We start from the raw sequence: 17,904 nt of genomic DNA, 5'->3' as shown, positions 1-17,904 counted from the left end.
CCGCGTCACGTCTACTCCGATCTCACGGCCAGCGCCGGCTGGACGGCCGCCGCGCGCAGGGCCGGGTACGCCGAGGCGACCAGGCCGACGGCGGTGCCGATCAGCGGGCCCGCCGCGATCCACTCCGGGACCAGGACGGCGGTCCAGCTGTTCGCGGCCGCGGTGACGACGACGGCGGCCGCCGCGAGGGCCGCCCCCACCAGCCCGCCGAGCAGCCCGATCAGGGCGCCCTCGGTCAGGAAGACGCCCGCGACCTGCGCCCGCGAGCTGCCGAGCGCGCGGCGCAGGCCGATCTCCGCGGTGCGCGCCGTCACCGCCACGACCATCGAGTTCGCGATCAGCAGCACCGTCAGGCACAGCAGGATCACGCCGGTCCACGCCGCGAGCCGGTCCAGCTGCGTCGACACGCCGCGGCGCAGGGAGTCCACGGAGACCACGGGCGAGGTCGCGAGGCGCTCGGGCGCGTCGGGCCGGATCGCCGTGGCCGCGACCTTCGCCACCTGCGCGCCCGCGCCGGGCACCGAGCGGATCAGGACGGTCGCCTCCGAGTCGCCGCCCGTCATCGCGAGCCCGGCCGCGTACGGGACCACGACGGCGTCGCCGAGCGCGGCCGGTCCGTCCCCGTCCAGGTACCCGACGACGTCGTACGGCGCGCCGTCGACCCAGACCTGCAGGCCGGTCGGGTCGCCCGTGACCGGGACGTCGAGGGCCCGCGCGGCGCCGCGGCCCAGGAACGCCACGGGCAGGTCGCCGTCCAGGTGGAAGAAGCGTTCCGCCGGGCCGCGGGTCGCGGCGGCCTCGAGGTACCCGGCCGTGACGGCGACCAGGTCGGGCGCCGCGGGATCCTCCTCGCCGCTCCCGGGCGCACCGCCGCCGGCGGACCCGCCGCGCGCGAGCCGCGTCACGACCGGATCCACGACCTGCGACACGTCCAGCCGCCGCCCGGCACCCGCCACGAGATCCACCCGGGCCAGCCGCTCCTCGGTGTCCTCGGGCAGGACGAGGCCGGCCGGTTCCGCCGGGCCGTCGTCGACGCCCCCGCCGGACGCCGCCGGAGGCGCGGCGTCGTCGACCGCACCGCCACCGCCGGGCGCCACCGAGACCGTCACGAGGTCCAGCGTGGACGCCGCGATGTCCGAGCCGATCTGGCGCGACGCCACCGCCGAGATTCCCGCGGACGCCAGCAGCGCGCCCGTCGACAGGCCCACGGCCGCCACCATCATCAGCGCGCGGGCCCGCCGCGAGGACAGCTCGGCGAGCGTGTCCTCGACCAGGTCGGCGAGGGCCCGGGGGACGCTGGTGCGCCGGCGTGGCACGCGCCCGCTCACGGCGCCGGCCTCGCCGGCATCGGTCCGGGTGCGGTCGTCCCGGCCGCCGTCGCCCCGGAGGTTCCCGCGGCGGGTCGCGCCGGTCCCGCGGGAACTTCCGGGACGATCCGCCCGTCCTCCAGCCGGACCGTCCGGTCGGCCCACGCCGCCGTGCGCTCGTCGTGCGTGATCACCAGGACCGCCACGCCGCGGCCGGCCTGCTCGTCGAACAGGTCCAGCACGCCGCGCGCGTTGTCCGCGTCGAGGTTCCCGGTCGGCTCGTCCGCCAGCAGCAGCCGGGGGGTCGTCACCACCGCCCGCGCCACCGCGAGCCGCTGCTTCTCGCCGCCCGACAGCAACCGGCCGAGCGCGTCCGCGCGATGCGCGAGGCCCACCCGGCCGATCATGTCCGGCACCTTCCAGACCCGGTCGGTCCGCGGCACGCCCGCCGCCATCAGCGCGAGCCAGACGTTCTGCGCGACCGTCCGGTGCCCCAGCACGTGCGACTCCTGGAACACGAACCCGATCGCGTCGGCCCGCAGCGCGTCCCGGTCCCGCTCCCCGACCCGCGACACGTCGCGGCCCTCCAGCCGGTACGTGCCGGCCGTCGGCCGGTCGAGCAGCCCCACGACGTTCAGCAGCGTCGACTTGCCGGAGCCCGATCGCCCCAGCACGGCGAGCCGCTCGCCCGGTGCCACGGCCAGGTCGACGCCGCGCAGGGCGTGCACGGGCGGGTCGACGTCGTACGTCCTGGCGACGGACTCGAGCTCGACGACGGCGGTCATTCGCTGCCCGCCAGTTCCCCGCCGTCGTCCCCGGAGACGACGACCTGGTCCCCGGCCGACAGGCCGTCGCCCTCGACGACGGCGTGGCCGTCGCCGGTCGCGATCACCTCGACGACGACGGCGCCGCGGCCCGAGACGTTCACGGACGTGCCCCGGGCGGACTCACGGAGCGCGATCAGCGGGACGGTGAGGCCCACGGCCTTCGGGGCGACCTGTTCCGTGCTGGTGGCCACGACGCCGGCGTCGTCGTCGAACGGCGGGGGGTCGTCGAAGACGAGGGTCGCGTCGTAGCCGGGCAGGCCGCCGGGGGTGCCGGCGTCGGCCTGGCGGAACCCGGAGAGCGACCCGACGCGGGCGACGGCGGTCAGCGAGGTGTCGGAGATCGCGCGGACCTCGACCGTCGCGCCCGGTTCGAAGGCGGCCCCGGACGCGACGCCCACCCGCACCGTGGCGGAGGGCTCGCCCGCCAGCAGGCGGATCACGCTGTTCCCGGCGGCGGCGTCGTCGGCTCCCGCCGGATCCCCGGGGCCCGCCGCGCCGTCCGCGCCGTCGGCGTCCTCGATGCCGGCGTCCTCGACGCCGGCCGCCGTGCCGCCGGGCTCCGCGCCGATCGGCGCGGCCGACAGCACCGTCGCGCCGCCCTCCGGCAGGAGCGTCACCTCGGCGACGCGCAGCGGCGTCTGCGCCGCGAACTGCGCGTCGGCGAGGGCCTGCTCGGCCTCGGCGACCTCGTCGGCGAGGCCGGCCGCGGGCGCCGGGTCCGTGGTGGGGCCGGGCGCCGGCACGCCGCCGGGCCCCGGGGTCGCCTGCGGATCCGGCTGCGCCGCGGACCCCAGTGCTTCCTCCTGCGCCCGCAGGGCGTCGGCCAGCGCGTCCTCGGCCTCGGCGACCGCCTCCACCAGATCCTTGTCGACCAGCGGCAGGTAGCCGAGCGTCCCGTACAGGGTGCGGACGGCGGTCGCCGTCGCGGTGCCGTAGACGCTGTCCGGCGGGCCGGTGAACAGGCCGAGATCCGCCAGGGCCTCCTGCAGCGCCGCGACGTCCGGGCCCTGGTCGCCCGGCCGGATGTCCCGGTACAGCCGGAAGGGCGTGGTCAGGCCGATGACGGGACGGCCCGACACCTCCGCGAGCAGGTCACCGGACCGGACCTCGTCGCCGGGCGCGAACGCCTGCCGCGTGACCACGGCCGGGACGTCCGTGACGGGCGCGGGGACGCTCAGTTCCGATCCCGCGGAGTAGCGGCCCTCGGACTCGGTGACGTCCGCGGCGAGCGCCCGCCGCTCGACGGGCACGGTCACCAGCGGCTCCCGCTGGGAGTTGGCCACGGCCTCCTCCCAGGGGGAGCGGACCTGCGTGCCCAGCGCGAACGACGCGACGACCACCGCGACGGCACCGGCGGCCGTCGCGATGATCCAGGCATTCCTCCGCGCTGCCACGTTCACGCCCCTGTCCGGCTCCGGGTCCAACGATTCGCCCCTATCGTCGCAGGCTACCGTTCGCGGCCGGGCAAAACGCGCGGTGTGCCCTCACGTGCGTTCCCGGCAACGAAGGAACCGCGGCGGCCGGCCCGCGGGACGACGGCTCCGCGTCGCGGCCCTGGGGGGCAGCCGGCTCCGCGGGGCCGCTCCGTGCCGGGCCGCCCCGGCGTGTCAGTGGGTCGTACTAGTGTTCGCCGCGTGACGACGAGCGCGTACCAGGCGACCTTCGAGGAACTGGGGACCCCGCTGCGGGAGGTCACGTTCGTCGTCGTGGACCTCGAGACGACCGGGACGCGGGCGAGCGAGGGCGGGATCACGGAGATCGGCGCGGTGAAGGTGCGCGGGGGCGAGAAACTGGGCGAGTTCCAGTCGCTCGTGAACCCGGGGCAGCCCGTCCCCGCGTTCGTGGCGCGGCTGACCGGGATCACCACCGCGATGGTCGCCACGGCCCCCGGGATCGAGAAGGTGCTGCCCAGTTTCCTGGAGTTCGCGCACGGGTCGGTGCTGGTGGCGCACAACGCGCCGTTCGACGTCGGGTTCCTCAGGGCGGCGTGCGAGAAGCTGGGCTACCCGTGGCCGGGCTTTCCCGTGGTCGACACGGTGCCGCTGGCCCGCAAGGTCGTCACGCGCGACGAGGCGCCGAACCACAAGCTGTCGACGCTGGCCCGGATCTTCCGGGCGGAGGTGACGCCGGACCACCGGGCGCTGTCGGACGCGCGGGCGACGGTGGACGTGCTGCACGCGCTGTTCGGCCGGCTCGGGCCCCTGGGGATCACGCACCTGGAGGATCTGCGCACGGCGGCGGATCCGGTGCCGAAGGAGGTGCGGGCCAAGCGGCACCTCGCGGACGGGCTGCCGGAGGCGCCGGGCGTCTACCTGTTCCGCGGGCCGGGCGACGAGGTGCTGTACGTGGGGACCAGCACGAACCTCCACAAGCGGGTCCGCTCGTACTTCACGGCGGCGGAGAAGCGCCGCCGCATGACGGAGATGGTCCGCATCGCCGAGCGCGTCACGCCGGTGGTGTGCGCGACGCCGCTGGAGGCGCAGGTGCGCGAGCTGCGCCTGATCGCCGAGCACGAGCCGCGCTACAACCGCCGCTCGAAGTACCCGGAGCGGGCGGTGTGGGTGCGCCTGACCGACGAGCCGTACCCGCGCCTGTCGGTGGTGCGGGACACGACGTCGGGCCTGGCGCACATCGGCCCGTTCGGCGGCTCGAACGCCGCGAAGGAGGCCGTCGCCGCCCTGCACGACACCCTGCCGCTGCGCCAGTGCACGGCCCGGATCGCGCGCGTCCCGCGCACGCCGGGCAGCCCGTGCGCGCTCGCCGGGATGGGCAGGTGCTCGGCGCCGTGCGTCGCCACGGTTCCCGACGTGGTGTACGACGACGTCGCGGGCGCGGCCCGGGCCGCGCTGGACGGCGACCCGGCCCTCGTGGTGGAGACGCTGTCAGCGCGCATCGCCCGGCTGGCCGCCCAGGAGCGGTTCGAGGAGGCGGGCGAGGTGACCCGCCGGCTGCGGTCGTTCGTGCACGGCGCCCGGCGCGCCCAGCGCTTCGCCCCGCTGGCCCGCTGCGCGGAACTCGTCGCGGCCCGGCCCGCCGGCGTGGCCGGGGCCCCGGGGGAGCGCGGCGGATGGGAGTTCGTCGTCGTCCGCCACGGGCGGCTCGCCGGGACGTCGCTGAGCGGGCCCGGCGAGGACGCGCTCGCCGCGGTGGCCGCGGTGCGCGCGACGGCCGAGGTCGTCGAGCCCGCGCCGCCCCCCGCGCCGTCGTCGTACCCGGAGGAGACCGACCTGCTGCTCGCCTGGCTGGACCAGCCCGGCGTCCGCCTCGTCGCCGTGGACGGCGAGCTCACCTGCCCCGTCCGCGGCGCCGCCGCCCACGCGGACCTCGCCCGGGCGGCGGACCGGGTCCGCGCGGAGCTCCCGGGCGCCTGACCTGCCCCGGGCGTGGTCCATCGTTTGCCGGGGAAACCGCCGGGATGTCGGAAATTTGCGGTAAAGTAGGGACCGGCGAGGGGAAACATCTACCGGCAGTGAAGGAGCTGGACGTGAACCAGAGCTGGATCAGGCGCGCTGCGGCGGCGTCGGCCGCGATGCCGCTCGCCCTGGGGTTCGCGGCGGCGGGTGTCGCGACCCCGGCGGCCGCCGCGACGCCCGACTGCGCGTACGGGTACTCGTGCCTGTGGAACGGGACGGCCTTCGAGGGCGGCGCCGTCGGGGTGTCGACCAACAACGGCAACCTCAGCGGGCACTCGATGGACAACCGGGGGACGTCGGGCCAGGCGAACGGGGCCGACTGCTTCACCACGCGCTTCTACACCGGGTACACCGCGGACGGCTCGACCTACATGTTCCTGGTGAGCAGCTCGGCGTACCCGGACTCGTGGGAGAACTACGCCTCCTCGGACGGCAACCTGGCCAGCGCCCCGGTGGACGCGTGGGGCAACAGCCAGTCGTCGGGCAGGACCGACTGGAACAACGTCATCAGCAGCTGGCGGTACCTGCACTGCTGAGGTCCTGACACGGGCGGCCGCGGGTCGCGGAAGGAGCTTCGGGCATGATCAGGCGCATCGTCGCGGCGGGCATGTCGGTGGTGGCGGGTACGGCGCTGGCGGCGTGCTCCCCGGAGCCGCCGCGCGCGCCGGGGCCCGCCGTGAGCGGGGAGGCCGGGCCGGTCGCGCGGCAGGACGCGGCGGCCGGCGCCGATCCGGCGTCCGGCTCCGGGGCGCGCGTCGAGCTCGACGAGGCGACCGGCGCCGTCACCCTGCCCGCGGACCGCTACGAGCTGCACCCCATCGACGAGTTCGTGGTCATGATCGCGCTCCAGGTCGAGGCCGCGGTGTGCGCGGCCGACGCCGGCGTCACGTTCTACGCGCGCCCCGTCCCGGCCGACGTCGACGTCTACCGGAACGAGGCCGCGTTCGGGCCCTGGACCATGGCGCAGGCCGAGCGGTTCGGCTTCGTGCCGCCGGCGCGCGACGCCGACCTGCGCGCCAACGGAGTCCTGCCCGAGGGCGCGGGCGTGCCCGCCGACCCGCTGGCGCGGGCCGCGACCGAGAGCGCCCGGAAGCTGTCCCAGGACCCGGAGGCCGGGCGCCGCGTCGAGGAGCACTGCGGCGACAGCGAGCTGACGGCGGGCATGCGGTCGGCCGCCAGGTTCCGCGAGGGCCGGGGCGCGGCGCCCTGGGAGACGGAGCTGCAGGCCATCGCCGTCGGGTTCACCGACCGCAACGCGGTGCCGGAGGCCCGGGAGATCTGGGACGAGGTCGGCGAGTGCTACCGCCGCGAGGGCCTGCGCCCCGACCGGGACCGCCCGTGGCTGCCCCGTGGCTACGACACGTGGACGATCGACGAGGAGCAGATCGCCATGGCGGTGACCACGGTGCGCTGCAAGGACGAGGCCGACGCCACGCGCCGCGTCCACGAGCTGTGGGCCGGGCGTCAGCAAGCGGTCATCGACGAGTACCAGCCCGAGATGGCCGCCCTCGCGCGCCAGGAGCAGGCGGTCGTGGAGCGGGCGGAGCGGCTGATCGCGGACCACCCCGAAGCTTTCCCGCCGGGGTACGACCCCCGCGGGTAGTTCACCTTCCGTTCACGCGGAACGATGGGGGCGAGTCCGGTTGCTGACACCCCCCGCCGAAAAGCGGCGGCCCCGCTGCACCAACCTGTCAGAACCCTTTGAACGCCTTGAGTGGGTCTCAATACTGATCCTGCCGGTAGGTCGCACGGCAGACCAGGATCCAACTCACACACAAGGCGGAACGCCATGACTGTCACCATCGACGAAATCCAGGACGAGATCAAGGACATCGTCTGCGACATCCTCGAGGTCGAGGCCGAGGAGGTCACCGGGACGAGCCTGTTCAAGGAGGACCACGACGCCGACTCGCTCCGCGCGATCGAGATCGTCTCCGCCCTCGAGCGCGGCTACGGCATCACGATCGAGCAGGCCGACATGGCGCGCATGGTCAACATGGACGGCGTGCTCGCCGTCGTCGCCGAGGGCCTGGCGAGGAAGTAAGGATGTCGGCCACCGTCCTTGACGGGCCCGGTGTCGTCGCCCCGCAGACGCCGGCCGAACGCATCGTCATCACCGGCATCGGGGTCATCAGCTCCGTCGGTGAGGGCGTCGACGAGTTCCGCGAGGCGCTGCGGGGCGGAGTCTCCGGCGCACGCAAGATCTCGGCCTTCGACACCACCGGTTACGACCGGGAGTTCGCCTGCGAGGTCCCCCGGGCCGCGGACGACTCCTCGGGCAACGGCCGTGCCGCCCAGTTCGCCGCGGAGGCGGCGGCCCGGGCGATCGCGGACGCGGGCCTGAGCGCCGATCAACTGCGCGCGGCGCGGGGGGCGATCGCCGTCGGCACGACGGACGGCGAGTCCCAGGACATCGACGAGCTCGTCAGGCACGAGGTGGCCGAGGACGCCGGCGACGCGGACCCGCTGCGCCGCAGGGTGCAGCCGTTCCGCCTCGCCACGGCCGTGGCGCGCGCGCTCGAGCTGAGCGATGTCGACGTCGCGACGATCGCCACCGCCTGCGCCGCCGGGAACTACGCGATCGGCTACGGCTTCGAGGCGCTCCGCTCGGGCGACGCGCAGTACGCGCTCGTCGGCGGCGCGGACGCCCTGTGCCGCAAGACCTTCACCGGCTTCTACCGGCTCGGGACGATCACGCCGGACGTCTGCCGGCCGTTCGACGCCGACCGCCAGGGCATCCTCACGGGTGAGGGCGGCTGCGTCCTGTACCTGGAGACCGAGCGCTCGGCGCGTGCGCGGGGCGCCCGGATCTACGCCGAGGTGCGGGGTTACGGGCTGTCCTGCGACGCCACGCACCCGGTCGCCCCGGACGTGACCGGCATCGCCCGCTGCATGGAGTCCGCGCTCGACAAGTCCGGTGTCACGCCGGCCGACGTCGACCTGGTCTCCGCGCACGGCACGGGGACCCACGCGAACGACGTCACCGAGTGCGCGGCGCTCGGCACGGTGTTCGGCGAGGACCTGCCCACGACCGTGTCGATCAAGTCGATGCTCGGCCACGCCATGGGCGCGGCCAGCGCGCTCGGCGCGGCCGCGTGCGCGATCGCCATCGAGTCGGGGTTCATCCCCCCGACCATCAACCACCGCGAGACCGACCCGGAGTGCCCGGTCGACTGCGTGCCGAACGAGTCCCGCCCCGCGGACCTGCAGGTCGTGGTCAACGACGGGCTCGCCTTCGGGGGCAACAACGCCGTCGTCGTCCTCGGGCGGCCGCGCACGGCGGAAGCGCACGCGGCGGAAGCCCGCATCGCGGCAGACCTCCAGGAAGAAGGGTCGCATGTCTGAGACGGCATACCCGGTGATCGCGGGCCGGGCCGCGCTGAGCGCCGTCGGCGACCGGGCGGACGAGTGCTTCGACCGCCTGGTCGCCGGCGAGAGCGGCATCGGGCCGCTCGTCGCCTACCCCGTCGAGCGGTTCGGCGTGCGCCACGCCTACCAGGTCAGCGAGCCCGCGCGGCGGGAGCGCGAGCACCTGCTGGCCACGCAGCTGCTGGTCAAGGCGATCCGGGACGCCGCCGACGACGCCGGGCTGGGCTCGCTGCGCGACGTCCCCGTGATCGTGGGCACCGGCCTGGGCGAGAGCCGGACCGTCGAGTCGGCGTGGCTCGACGGCAAGCCGCTCGACGAGGCCGAGGCCTCGCTGGTCGAGGGCGTGCGGCTGGGCACCGACGCGGAGGACGTGCAGGTCTTCTCCAACGCGTGCTCGGCGTCGCTGTACGCGCTGGCCGCCGCCTGCGACCTGATCGTGGCGGGTACCGCGGACACGGTCGTGGTCGCCGGCGTGGACGTGCTCTCCCAGAGCATGTTCGGGCTCCTGGACCGGGTGCACCTCGAGTCGCCGCAGAGCGTGCGGCCGTTCGACGCCGCCCGGCTCGGCGTGATCATGGGCGACGGGGCGGCCGCGGTGGTGCTGCGCCGTCAGGAGGCCGGCGACGGCACGCCCCTGCCCGCCGGATCGATCGCCGTGCGCGGCGTGACCCTCGGCTGCGACGCCTTCCACGCCACCGCGCCCGACGACACCGGTATCGAGCACACCATCCGCGCCGCGCACGCCGCGGCCGGGATCGAGCCGGGCGACCTGGACGCGGTGTACGCCCACGGCACGGGCACGGTCCTCAACGACCAGGCCGAGGCCGCGGCGCTCGCCCGGGTGATCCCGGGCACCGTGCCGGTCACCAGCGTCAAGGGCGCCACCGGCCACACGTCCGGCGGGTCCGGCCTGTTCAGCCTGTGCATGGCGATCCAGACCCTGCGCGGCGGCCGGCTTCCCGGGACGCACGGCCTCGAGGAGGTCGACGCCGCCGCGGCCGGGCTGTCGCTGAGCGCGGCGGCGCGCGAGCTCGCCGACCCGCGCCTGGTGCAGGTCGACGCGTTCGGCTTCGGCGGGCTCAACGCCGTGGCGATCCTCGAGCGCGACCCGCGCCCCGAGGTACTGGCGGAGGCGTGGGGGCGGACCGACCGGTCGGCCGCGACGGCCGAGGTCACCCCCGAGGTCACGTCCGCCCCGGCGGACGCGGCCCCCGGCTCCGCCGAGGCCCGCGTGCCCCTCCTGACCGGCCCGTACGGCAGCGTGGAGATCCTCGCGCAGGGCCTGTGCTTCCCCGACGACGGCGTGCACGACCTCGCGGGCCTCAGCGCGCCGTCGCAGCCGGGCGGCGAGCCGTTCGACCTGCGCGGGGCGGTCGGCCGCAAGGGCTTCCGCACGATGACGCCGGCGACGCGCGTCGCCATGGTCGCCGCGGCGAACGCGGTCGGCGGCCGCTGGGCCCCGGGCAGCCGGGACGCGGGCGGTGCCTTCTTCGACGGCGGCCTGCGGCGCGGGATCGTGGCGGCGTCGGCCCACGGCAACACGGCCACCGTGTGCGAGGTGGCCTCGCTGATCGACACCGAGGGCGTGCCGGCGGCGAGCGCCCTGGAACTGCCCAACGCCAGCCGCAACGTGCTGGCCGCGACCGCGGCGATCCGCCTCGGCGTGACCGGGCCGTGCCTGACCATGGACACCGGCATGTCCGGTGGCTGGGACGCGCTGCGGTGGGCCGTCCACCTGATCACCTCGGGGCGCTGCGACGAGGTGCTGTACCTGGTCGCCGAGGCGCCGTCCGTCCAGGTGGCGGCGCTGACCGGGAACGAGCTCGCGCACGGCTCCGTCGCGCTGCTGCTCGGCAGGCCGGGTGCGGCCCGCGGTCCCGTCACCGGCGGCCGGCCGGCGCAGGTCCCGGCGGGCCCGGCGCACGCGCAGCCCGCGCACCAGAACACCGGCATCTTCGGGGTCACCGCCACGCTCGGCGCGGCGCTCGCCGTCGTCGGCGCGCTGGTCGGCGACCAGGACGGCGCCACCATCGAGGGCCCGGCCGGCACCTGGCAGGTGGCCACGCGGTGAGCGTCCACGTCCGCGTCCTGCCGGGTCTCGCCGGGACCCCCGCGATCTGGGAGCAGACCCTCGCGGAACTGGCCCGGATCCGCCCCGACGTGACCGCGCAGGTCGCGGACGTGCCCTGGCACGCCGAGGCCGGCCAGGCCTGGGCGGAACCCGGCTGGGACCCGCAGCAGGCCACGTCCCGCCTCGTGCGGTCCGGCGAGGTCCTGGTCGCGCACTCGTTCGCGGCCTCGCTCACCCTCGCGCACCTGTGCGCCCGCGGCGTGGTCCAGCCGCGGGCGGTGGTGCTGGTCTCGCCGTTCTACCGGGCCACGGCCCGGGAGTTCACGTGGCCCACCCTCGAGCACTTCCTGACGAGGTTCGACGAGTTCCTGGAGACCGGCCTGGTCGCCCAGGCCTCGCACGAGATCGACCCCGAGATCCGGATCGCCATGGCCCGGTTCGTCCGGGACCGGATGGGCGCGTACGGCTGGATGGCCTTCATGTCCGCCTACCTCGCCACGCCCGCCCTGGATCTCGCCGCCGCGACCGTCCCGGTGCACGTCGTGTACGGCACGCAGGACCGCGTCGCGCCGCCCGCGGACGCGGTCACCCTGGCCGGGCTCCTGCCCCGCGCGGTCCTGCACCCCTTCGAGGCCGCCGACCACTTCCCGATGACCGCCGATCCGGCCCGCACGGCCGCCGTCGTCCGCGAGGCGATCGAGGCGTCCGAGCACCGGACGGTGGTCCACCACCCGGCACCGCACACCCCCCACGGCGCGGTCCGCCCCCAGCCGCCCGTCCCGCAGGGACGGCGTCAACCACGCAAGGAGCTGACATGAACACCCCAGCGACCACCCTCGAGGCACCCGCCAAGGTGACCACCGAGACCGTGCTGCGCCCCCGTTTCGAGGGCACGAACATCTGCACGTGGATCGGCTTCAAGCACGTCAACTACCTCGTCGAGGAGGCCGTGCTCGACTGGCTGCGGCAGAACGAGTGGCCCAGCCGCCGGCTCTTCGAGGAGGCCGGCGTCGGCGTCGACCTCGTCGGCATCAAGACCCGCATCCTGCACGCCCTGCACATCGACGACGAGGTCCGCCTCACCGTCAAGGCCTCGGTGGGCGAGAACGGCGTCGTGGCCAAGGTGACCGCGATGGTCGACCGCGACGGCCACGAGGTCAAGGCCGTCACCTCGACCGTCACGGTGCAGCTGCGCGAGGAGGACCGGCACGGCGACGGCGCGTCCGGCGTGCCCGGCTTCCTGCTCCCCGCGGTCGTCCCGCAGATCACGTCCATCGTGCCGGTCCCGGCGAACGTCCCGGCCGACGCCGTCGGCGAGCTGAAGACGATCGGCCGCGGCGGCGTCAGCAGCGAGGTCGACGCCCGCCTGCGCTCCGGCGACCGCCCGGCGGTCGTGTGGTCCTGGCGGATCCCGTACCCCTACTGCCACCACACCACGCGCATGCAGATGTCGGGCTTCCTGCGCCAGATGGAGGAGGTCGTCGACCTGTTCCTCGAGGAGCGCCAGGCCAGCATCCGCACCCTGCTCGACGAGCAGAACTGGATCCCGGTGGTGCCGAACTCGAACATCGAGCTCACCGGTGAGGCGATCATGGAGGAGCAGCTCATCACGGTGTTCGAGGTGCTGCACGACTTCAAGGGCGTCACCTACACCTCGGCCATGACCTGCTACGTGGTGCGCGGCGACGAGCTCGTCCCGGTGGCGACCGGCGAGATCACCCACGGTTACGCGGTGATCAACGACCGCCGCGACTGGAGCCTCGTGGACTTCGACGAGCGCCTCCTGACCGCGGTCCGGGGCTGAGCACCATGCCGCTCGCCAGGGTCAGCGGGATCGGCGCCGTCTGCCACGCCGGCGCGACGATCAGCGAGATGTGGGACGGCATGAACACCGGGGTCGCTTCCCCGACCACGGTTCGTGACACCTACATGGACGCCCCGGTCCGGGTGCTCTACCTGTCGGCCGGCAGCGAGCACGAGCGGGACGGCGCCTTCCCGGGCGCCGCCCGCTCGCGGGCGGGGCGGGTCGCCGTGCGGGCGGCCGCCGAGGCGGTCCGCGATGCCGGCGCCGGCCCGGATCCCGCGCGCACCGGGCTCGTCATCGGCTCGTGCATGGGCACGAGCGGCGAGTCCGAGCGGGTCCGGGAGGAGGGCGCCGGCCAGGCGCCCGGCATCTACTCCATCGGCGCGGACGTGGCGGCCGAGCTCGGCCTGCAGGGGCCGGTGCTCAACGTCGCGAACGCGTGCGCCGCCGGTGCCTACGCCGTCGGCCACGCCGCCGACCTGATCGCCTCCGGTGAGTGCGACCGGGTCGTCGTCGTCGGCGTCGAGTCCTACTCCCGGGTCGCGCTCGCCTGCTTCAACCAGATGTCCGCGCTCGACCCCGCGACCTGCCGGCCGTTCGCCGCCGACCGCGCCGGGACCGACTTCGGGGAGGGCGCGGGCGCGCTCGTCCTCGATCGCGTCCCGGACGACGCCGTCGTCCCGTCCCCGGGCGCGGGCGCGTCCGGCACGGAGGTGTTCCTGACCGGCGCCGGGTTCAGCTGCGACGCCGGCCACGCGACGGCCCCCGCCGCGGACGGTGTCCAGGCGCGCCGCGCGTTCGACGCCGCGCTCGGCCAGGCCGGCACGGACCGCGCGCGCATCGGCCTGGTCGTGCCGCACGGCACGGGCACCACGCTCAACGACCAGGTCGAGGCCGAGCTCCTGGCCGACCTCTGGCCCGAGCCGGCCGACGCCCCGCCCGTCTACAGCGCCAAGGCGCTCATCGGCCACACCGGCGGCGGCGCGGGCGCGCTCGCGGCCGTGATGGCCGTGAAGTGCCTGCGCGAGGGCAAGGTGCCGGCGAACCTCGACGTCGGCGAGCTGATGCCGCAGATGGAGGGGTACCTGCACGACTCGCCGGTGCCCGTCGCCGACAGCGCGGTGGTCAACGCGTACGCCTTCGGTGGCAACAACGCCACCCTCGTCTTCCAGGGGGTCTCATGAACGTGGCAGTGGTCGGGCACTCGGTGTGCCTGCCCGGCGGCTTCGCCCCGGGGGACGCCGTACCCGCCGACGGCGACTGGTTCGACGTGAAGGAACGTCTCGGACGCCGCGGCTACCGGCAGCTCCCGCTGCCGGCGCAGCTCACGCTCGCGGCCGTGCGCGGCCTCGTGCCGGAGGGTTCCGCCGGCGACGCGCCGGACCCGGGCGACGAGGTGCCCGCCCACCGCCGCGGGGTGTGGCTCGGCTCCAGCACCGCCGCGGCGCACTGCCTCGCGGAGCTGGACCGGCGCATCCTGGCCGAGGGCACGGAGTCGCTCCCGCCGACCGGGGCGCCGTACTTCTCGGTGAACCTGGTCCCGGCCCGTGCCGTGAACGAGCTGGGCGCCACGGGCCCGTCGGTCACGGTGACGAGCACCGGCACCGCCGTGCTCGACGCGGTCGCCTGCGCGGTGCGCGCGCTGCGCCTCGGCCACGTCGACGAGGCGATCGTCGTCGCCGTCGAGGTGCCCGACGAGATGCGGGCCGACGGCGCCCCGGCGGAGTGCGGGGCGATCGCGCTCCGGCTGCGCGCGGGGGAGAGCGGCGGCCTGCTGCGGAGCTCGTCGGCGTTCGTCGCGGGCGAGCCCGCGACCGCAGCCGAGCGGGTCCACGCGGGCCTCGCCTCCCAGGCCCCGGTGCTGGTCGCCGGCCCGGGGGGAGCCGCCCCCGGCGGCCCGCTGGCCGCCTTCGCCCGCCTCGTCGCGGCGCTCCGGGCCGGCGACGACCTCGCCGTCGTCCTCACCGACGCCACCGGCGCGGCCTCCGGCGTCGACCTCGCGCACGCGCCGGTCGCCCCGGCGGGCACGGCGCCGGGCACCTCAGGCACGACCTCGGGCTCCGTCACGGCCCCGGCCCTCGTCACGACATCGCAAGGAGCATGACCTCATGAGCACAGACGTCGAATCCCGTGTGCGGACCGCGCACGCCCAGGGCCCCCGGACGGGGGAGTGGGCCGTCGTCCTCGGGGCCTCCAGCGGGATGGGCGCGGCGGTGGCCCGGCGCCTGGCCGCCGAGGGGATGTCGGTCCTCGGCGTGCACCTGGACACCGCGGCGCGTGCGGAGGAGGCGGACCGCCTGGCCGACGAGCTGCGCGCCACCGGCGTGGAGGTCCGGTTCGTGAACGCCAACGCGGCGTCGCGGGAGACCTGCGCGGAGATCGTCGCCGGGCTCGCGGGGACCGAGCCGGCGGACCCGGCGCACCCGGTGCGCGTCGGCCTGCTGTTCCACTCCCTCGCCTTCGGCTCGCTGCTGCCGTACCTGCCGCGGCCGGGTGAGCCCCGGGACGACAAGGCGCTGCTGTCGTCCCGCCAGATGACGATGACGCTGGAGGTGATGGCCCACTCGCTCGTCTGGTGGACGCGCGAGCTGATCGACTCGGGCCTCCTCGGCCAGGGCAGCCACGTCATGGCGATGACCAGCGCGGGCGACACGAAGGTGAGCACGTCCTACGGTGCGGTGTCGGCGGCCAAGGCCGCGCTGCTCGCGCACGTGCGGCAGCTCGCGGTCGAGGCGGCGCCCTACGGCGTCGCGGTCAACGCGGTCCGCGCCGGGGTGACGATCACGCCGTCGTTCGACCGCATCCCCGGCAGCGCCCGGCTCGCCGAGGTCGCCCTGGCGGCGAACCCCCACGAGCGACTGACCACCACCGACGACGTCGCGGAGATCGTCTCCACCCTGGTGGCGACCCGCAGCAGCTGGATGACCGGCAACGTCGTCGCCGCCGACGGCGGGGAGGGGCTGACGACGTGATCGAGCGGATCCGAGGACTCTGGCGCACGGCCACGGCACCGGTGCGTGCCGTCTGGCTGGGCGTCGGCATCGCCTGGCAGGTCTACCATCCCGCGCCCCGCCCGCTGGGGGACACCCCGGAGTCCCGGGGCCTGGAGTTCGAGACCTGGAACTGGCGGACCCACCGCGACAGGATCGACATCGAGGGATGGTTCGTCGAGGGCACCGGGCCGGACGCCGTCCTGGTCCAGCACGGTGTCGGGCGCTCGCGCTCGGAGACCCTCGCGCACGTGGAGCTGCTGCACCAGGCGGGCTACCACGTGCTGACCGTCGACATGCGCAACCACGGCGCGAGCGGCCGGTGCCGCAGCGTCACCGCGATGTCCTCCAGGTACACCTCGGATCTGCTCGACGCGCTCAGCCAGTTGCGCAGCGACCCCCGCGTGAGCGGGGCGATCGGCTGCCTGTCGATGTCGTTCTCCACCTGGCCCGCGGTCAGCGCGGGCGCGACCACGGACGCCGACCGCCTCGGCCTGCGGGCCGTGGTCTGCGACAGCGGCCCGGTCATCGACATCCGCCGCGCCATCGCGCGGTTCGCGACGGCGCTCGCGTGGCGCGACGAGCGCGTGTCCACCCCGGCGGCCCGCCGCGTGATCGAGGTCGTGGCGCCGTCCGCGGCCGCCCTGATCCTCGCGGTCGGCCGCCGCTGGCCGCGCTCCGGCTGCGAGCTGCCGGTGCTGCTGGTCGCGGGCGGCCGCGACCGGCTCCTGCCGGCCGACGAGGTGACGGCCATGACCCCGTACCTCCCGGACGTGCGGACCTGGGTCGCGCGGCGGGCGTCGCACCTGGCGGCCATCACGTCGGACCCGGCGGGTTACCGGGAGCAGGTGATCGGCTTCTTCGACGAGCACCTGCGCGACGGGTACCACGTCGGTTCCGGGGTCGGCGGGGCCGGGATGGGGGCGTCATGACGCCCTGGCTGTTCCTGCTCAGCAGCCCGGAGCAGCCCGGCGGCGAGCCGCTGCCGGAGCTCCTGGCGCGCGCCGGTCACCCGGTGACCGTCGTCGTCACGGACGACTTCGTCGTCGACGCCGTCGTGGGCGGCCGCGCGGCCGAGCTCACCGGGTGCGGCATCGAGGTGCTGTACGACGACGCCGCGCTGCGCCGCCGGGGCCTGCGCGACCGCGTCGGCGCCGCGGCGCGGCGGAGCCACGACGACGTCGCCGCGCTCCTGCTGGACGAGCGGACGAAGGTGGTCTGGCGATGAGCCGGCAGGAGGTCACGGCGCGCGATTTCCTCTTCACCCTCATGGGGTCGCCCCACGAGTCCGACGCGGTCGGCACGGCGCTGCAGCTGGCGAGCGCGATGCTCGAGCGCGGCGCGGACGTGAGCGTGTGGGCGTGCGGCAACTCGACGCTGCTCACCCAGGCGAGCCTCGAGCGCGTCAAGCCGGTCAACGTCTTCGACCGCGAGGCCGACCACCCCACGAGCGCCGCCTTCGCCGGGGACCTGCTCGCCCGGCACGCCGGGCGGTTCGAGTGGGCGGTGTGCCACTTCTGCAGCCACGAGCGGGGCGCCACCACGCACGTCGACGGCGTCCGCACGCGCCCGGCCATGTTCTATCCAAGGTTCGTCGCCGCGGCGCGGCGCACGATCACCGTCGGGAGGCTGTGATGTCGTCCGTCCTGATCATCGTGGACCGGCCGTTCCGCGGCGCGCTCGAGCGGCAGTTCGCCGACGCCGTGCACCTGGCGCGCGTCGCCATGCTCCAGTTCGGTACGGCGTCGATCCTGCTGACCGGCCAGGGGGTCCTGCTGGCGGCCGCCGCGGTCGAGCAGGGCGCCGCCGCGGTCGAGCAGGGCGCCGGCGCGGCGGGCGGCGTCGTCGGCGACACGGGCGAGCGCGACGACGCCGTCGGGCACGCCCCCGACGGTGACGCTGCCGGGCACGCCCCCGACGGCGACGCGCACGGCGCGTTCGCCGGGGCGCGGAGCCTGCTCGCCGCGATGGCGTCGGGGATGACCGTCCTCGTGGACGCCCGCGCGGCCGGCGAGTACGGCCTGACCACAGCCCTCACCGGGCACTTCGAGCTGGTGCCGCCGGAGCGGACCCTCGAGGAGCTCGTCACCCATGACCACGTCTGGTATGCCTAGGAGGCACTT

General features: G+C 75.5%; 18 protein-coding genes. 15 read left to right on the top strand and 3 right to left on the bottom strand.

Going from position 1 to position 17,904, the window contains the following annotated elements; translation table 11 throughout:
- Positions 1 to 11 precede the first annotated feature (11 nt).
- From ABD208_RS12995 to ABD208_RS12985, 3 genes are read right to left on the bottom strand one after another with little or no spacing between them, the layout of a single operon-like run.
- Complete coding sequence (locus ABD208_RS12995; RefSeq protein WP_344103483.1) at positions 12 to 1,328, bottom strand: ABC transporter permease; 1,317 nt, start codon at positions 1,326 to 1,328, stop codon at positions 12 to 14.
- Positions 1,325 to 2,092: an ABC transporter ATP-binding protein gene (locus ABD208_RS12990; RefSeq protein ID WP_344103481.1), complete on the bottom strand. Its 768-nt coding sequence runs from the start codon at positions 2,090 to 2,092 to the stop codon at positions 1,325 to 1,327. Before ABD208_RS12990 ends, ABD208_RS12995 begins: the two co-directional genes overlap by 4 nt.
- A complete protein-coding gene (locus ABD208_RS12985) occupies positions 2,089 to 3,534 on the bottom strand; it encodes a peptidoglycan-binding protein (RefSeq protein WP_344103478.1) in 1,446 nt (481 codons plus the stop codon). The genes ABD208_RS12990 and ABD208_RS12985 overlap by 4 nt, the downstream gene beginning before the upstream one ends.
- A gap of 234 nt (positions 3,535 to 3,768) precedes the next feature.
- On the opposite strand from ABD208_RS12985, the gene ABD208_RS12980 reads away from it, so the two are divergent.
- The 15 genes from ABD208_RS12980 (at position 3,769) to ABD208_RS12910 (ending at position 17,895) form a co-directional block, all read left to right on the top strand.
- Positions 3,769 to 5,505, top strand: coding sequence for a DEDD exonuclease domain-containing protein (locus ABD208_RS12980; RefSeq protein WP_344103475.1), 1,737 nt, complete (start codon positions 3,769 to 3,771; stop codon positions 5,503 to 5,505).
- A gap of 113 nt (positions 5,506 to 5,618) precedes the next feature.
- Positions 5,619 to 6,083 carry a peptidase inhibitor family I36 protein gene (locus ABD208_RS12975; protein WP_344103473.1) on the top strand — a complete coding sequence of 155 codons (465 nt, stop codon included), beginning with the start codon at positions 5,619 to 5,621 and terminating at the stop codon, positions 6,081 to 6,083.
- Between the two features lie 44 nt (positions 6,084 to 6,127).
- The gene (locus tag ABD208_RS12970) at positions 6,128 to 7,150 is read left to right on the top strand and encodes a hypothetical protein (protein ID WP_344103471.1); all 1,023 of its coding nucleotides are present in this window, start codon (positions 6,128 to 6,130) and stop codon (positions 7,148 to 7,150) included.
- Between the two features lie 186 nt (positions 7,151 to 7,336).
- A complete protein-coding gene (locus ABD208_RS12965) occupies positions 7,337 to 7,591 on the top strand; it encodes an acyl carrier protein (RefSeq protein WP_344103469.1) in 255 nt (84 codons plus the stop codon).
- A 2-nt stretch (positions 7,592 to 7,593) separates the two neighbouring features.
- The gene (locus tag ABD208_RS12960; RefSeq protein WP_344103467.1) at positions 7,594 to 8,892 is read left to right on the top strand and encodes a beta-ketoacyl-[acyl-carrier-protein] synthase family protein; all 1,299 of its coding nucleotides are present in this window, start codon (positions 7,594 to 7,596) and stop codon (positions 8,890 to 8,892) included.
- Complete coding sequence (locus tag ABD208_RS12955) at positions 8,885 to 10,987, top strand: beta-ketoacyl synthase N-terminal-like domain-containing protein (protein WP_344103465.1); 2,103 nt, start codon at positions 8,885 to 8,887, stop codon at positions 10,985 to 10,987. Before ABD208_RS12960 ends, ABD208_RS12955 begins: the two co-directional genes overlap by 8 nt.
- Complete coding sequence (locus tag ABD208_RS12950; RefSeq protein ID WP_344103462.1) at positions 10,984 to 11,805, top strand: alpha/beta hydrolase; 822 nt, start codon at positions 10,984 to 10,986, stop codon at positions 11,803 to 11,805. The genes ABD208_RS12955 and ABD208_RS12950 overlap by 4 nt, the downstream gene beginning before the upstream one ends.
- Positions 11,802 to 12,791, top strand: a complete 990-nt coding sequence (locus tag ABD208_RS12945; protein ID WP_344103460.1) for a hypothetical protein — start codon at positions 11,802 to 11,804, stop codon at positions 12,789 to 12,791. Before ABD208_RS12950 ends, ABD208_RS12945 begins: the two co-directional genes overlap by 4 nt.
- A 5-nt stretch (positions 12,792 to 12,796) precedes the next feature.
- Positions 12,797 to 13,975: a beta-ketoacyl synthase N-terminal-like domain-containing protein gene (locus ABD208_RS12940; RefSeq protein ID WP_344103458.1), complete on the top strand. Its 1,179-nt coding sequence runs from the start codon at positions 12,797 to 12,799 to the stop codon at positions 13,973 to 13,975.
- A complete protein-coding gene (locus ABD208_RS12935) occupies positions 13,972 to 14,895 on the top strand; it encodes a beta-ketoacyl synthase N-terminal-like domain-containing protein (protein ID WP_344103456.1) in 924 nt (307 codons plus the stop codon). The genes ABD208_RS12940 and ABD208_RS12935 overlap by 4 nt, the downstream gene beginning before the upstream one ends.
- Before the next feature lie 4 nt (positions 14,896 to 14,899).
- Entirely contained in the window at positions 14,900 to 15,763 is an 864-nt protein-coding gene (locus ABD208_RS12930) for an SDR family oxidoreductase (protein ID WP_344103454.1), read from the top strand.
- Positions 15,760 to 16,713, top strand: coding sequence for an alpha/beta hydrolase (locus ABD208_RS12925; RefSeq protein ID WP_344103452.1), 954 nt, complete (start codon positions 15,760 to 15,762; stop codon positions 16,711 to 16,713). Before ABD208_RS12930 ends, ABD208_RS12925 begins: the two co-directional genes overlap by 4 nt.
- Positions 16,710 to 17,009, top strand: a complete 300-nt coding sequence (locus tag ABD208_RS12920) for a hypothetical protein (protein WP_344103450.1) — start codon at positions 16,710 to 16,712, stop codon at positions 17,007 to 17,009. The genes ABD208_RS12925 and ABD208_RS12920 overlap by 4 nt, the downstream gene beginning before the upstream one ends.
- Positions 17,006 to 17,416 carry a hypothetical protein gene (locus ABD208_RS12915; protein WP_344103448.1) on the top strand — a complete coding sequence of 137 codons (411 nt, stop codon included), beginning with the start codon at positions 17,006 to 17,008 and terminating at the stop codon, positions 17,414 to 17,416. The genes ABD208_RS12920 and ABD208_RS12915 overlap by 4 nt, the downstream gene beginning before the upstream one ends.
- Positions 17,416 to 17,895: a hypothetical protein gene (locus ABD208_RS12910; RefSeq protein WP_344103446.1), complete on the top strand. Its 480-nt coding sequence runs from the start codon at positions 17,416 to 17,418 to the stop codon at positions 17,893 to 17,895. Before ABD208_RS12915 ends, ABD208_RS12910 begins: the two co-directional genes overlap by 1 nt.
- Positions 17,896 to 17,904: the final 9 nt, after the last annotated feature.

Source organism: Myceligenerans crystallogenes (assembly GCF_039529775.1).
Classification (GTDB): Bacteria; Actinomycetota; Actinomycetes; order Actinomycetales; family Cellulomonadaceae; genus Myceligenerans; species Myceligenerans crystallogenes.
Note: the sequence above shows the minus strand (reverse complement) of the source record. Positions and strands in the feature narration are given on the sequence as shown.

Coding starts and splice junctions, on each gene's coding strand:
- ABD208_RS12990 (WP_344103481.1), bottom strand. CDS start 2,092: ATGACCGCCGTCGTCGAGCTCGAGTCCGTCGCCAGGACGTACGACGTC.
- ABD208_RS12970 (WP_344103471.1), top strand. CDS start 6,128: ATGATCAGGCGCATCGTCGCGGCGGGCATGTCGGTGGTGGCGGGTACG.
- ABD208_RS12965 (WP_344103469.1), top strand. CDS start 7,337: ATGACTGTCACCATCGACGAAATCCAGGACGAGATCAAGGACATCGTC.
- ABD208_RS12960 (WP_344103467.1), top strand. CDS start 7,594: ATGTCGGCCACCGTCCTTGACGGGCCCGGTGTCGTCGCCCCGCAGACG.
- ABD208_RS12955 (WP_344103465.1), top strand. CDS start 8,885: ATGTCTGAGACGGCATACCCGGTGATCGCGGGCCGGGCCGCGCTGAGC.
- ABD208_RS12945 (WP_344103460.1), top strand. CDS start 11,802: ATGAACACCCCAGCGACCACCCTCGAGGCACCCGCCAAGGTGACCACC.
- ABD208_RS12940 (WP_344103458.1), top strand. CDS start 12,797: ATGCCGCTCGCCAGGGTCAGCGGGATCGGCGCCGTCTGCCACGCCGGC.
- ABD208_RS12935 (WP_344103456.1), top strand. CDS start 13,972: ATGAACGTGGCAGTGGTCGGGCACTCGGTGTGCCTGCCCGGCGGCTTC.
- ABD208_RS12930 (WP_344103454.1), top strand. CDS start 14,900: ATGAGCACAGACGTCGAATCCCGTGTGCGGACCGCGCACGCCCAGGGC.
- ABD208_RS12920 (WP_344103450.1), top strand. CDS start 16,710: ATGACGCCCTGGCTGTTCCTGCTCAGCAGCCCGGAGCAGCCCGGCGGC.
- ABD208_RS12915 (WP_344103448.1), top strand. CDS start 17,006: ATGAGCCGGCAGGAGGTCACGGCGCGCGATTTCCTCTTCACCCTCATG.
- ABD208_RS12910 (WP_344103446.1), top strand. CDS start 17,416: ATGTCGTCCGTCCTGATCATCGTGGACCGGCCGTTCCGCGGCGCGCTC.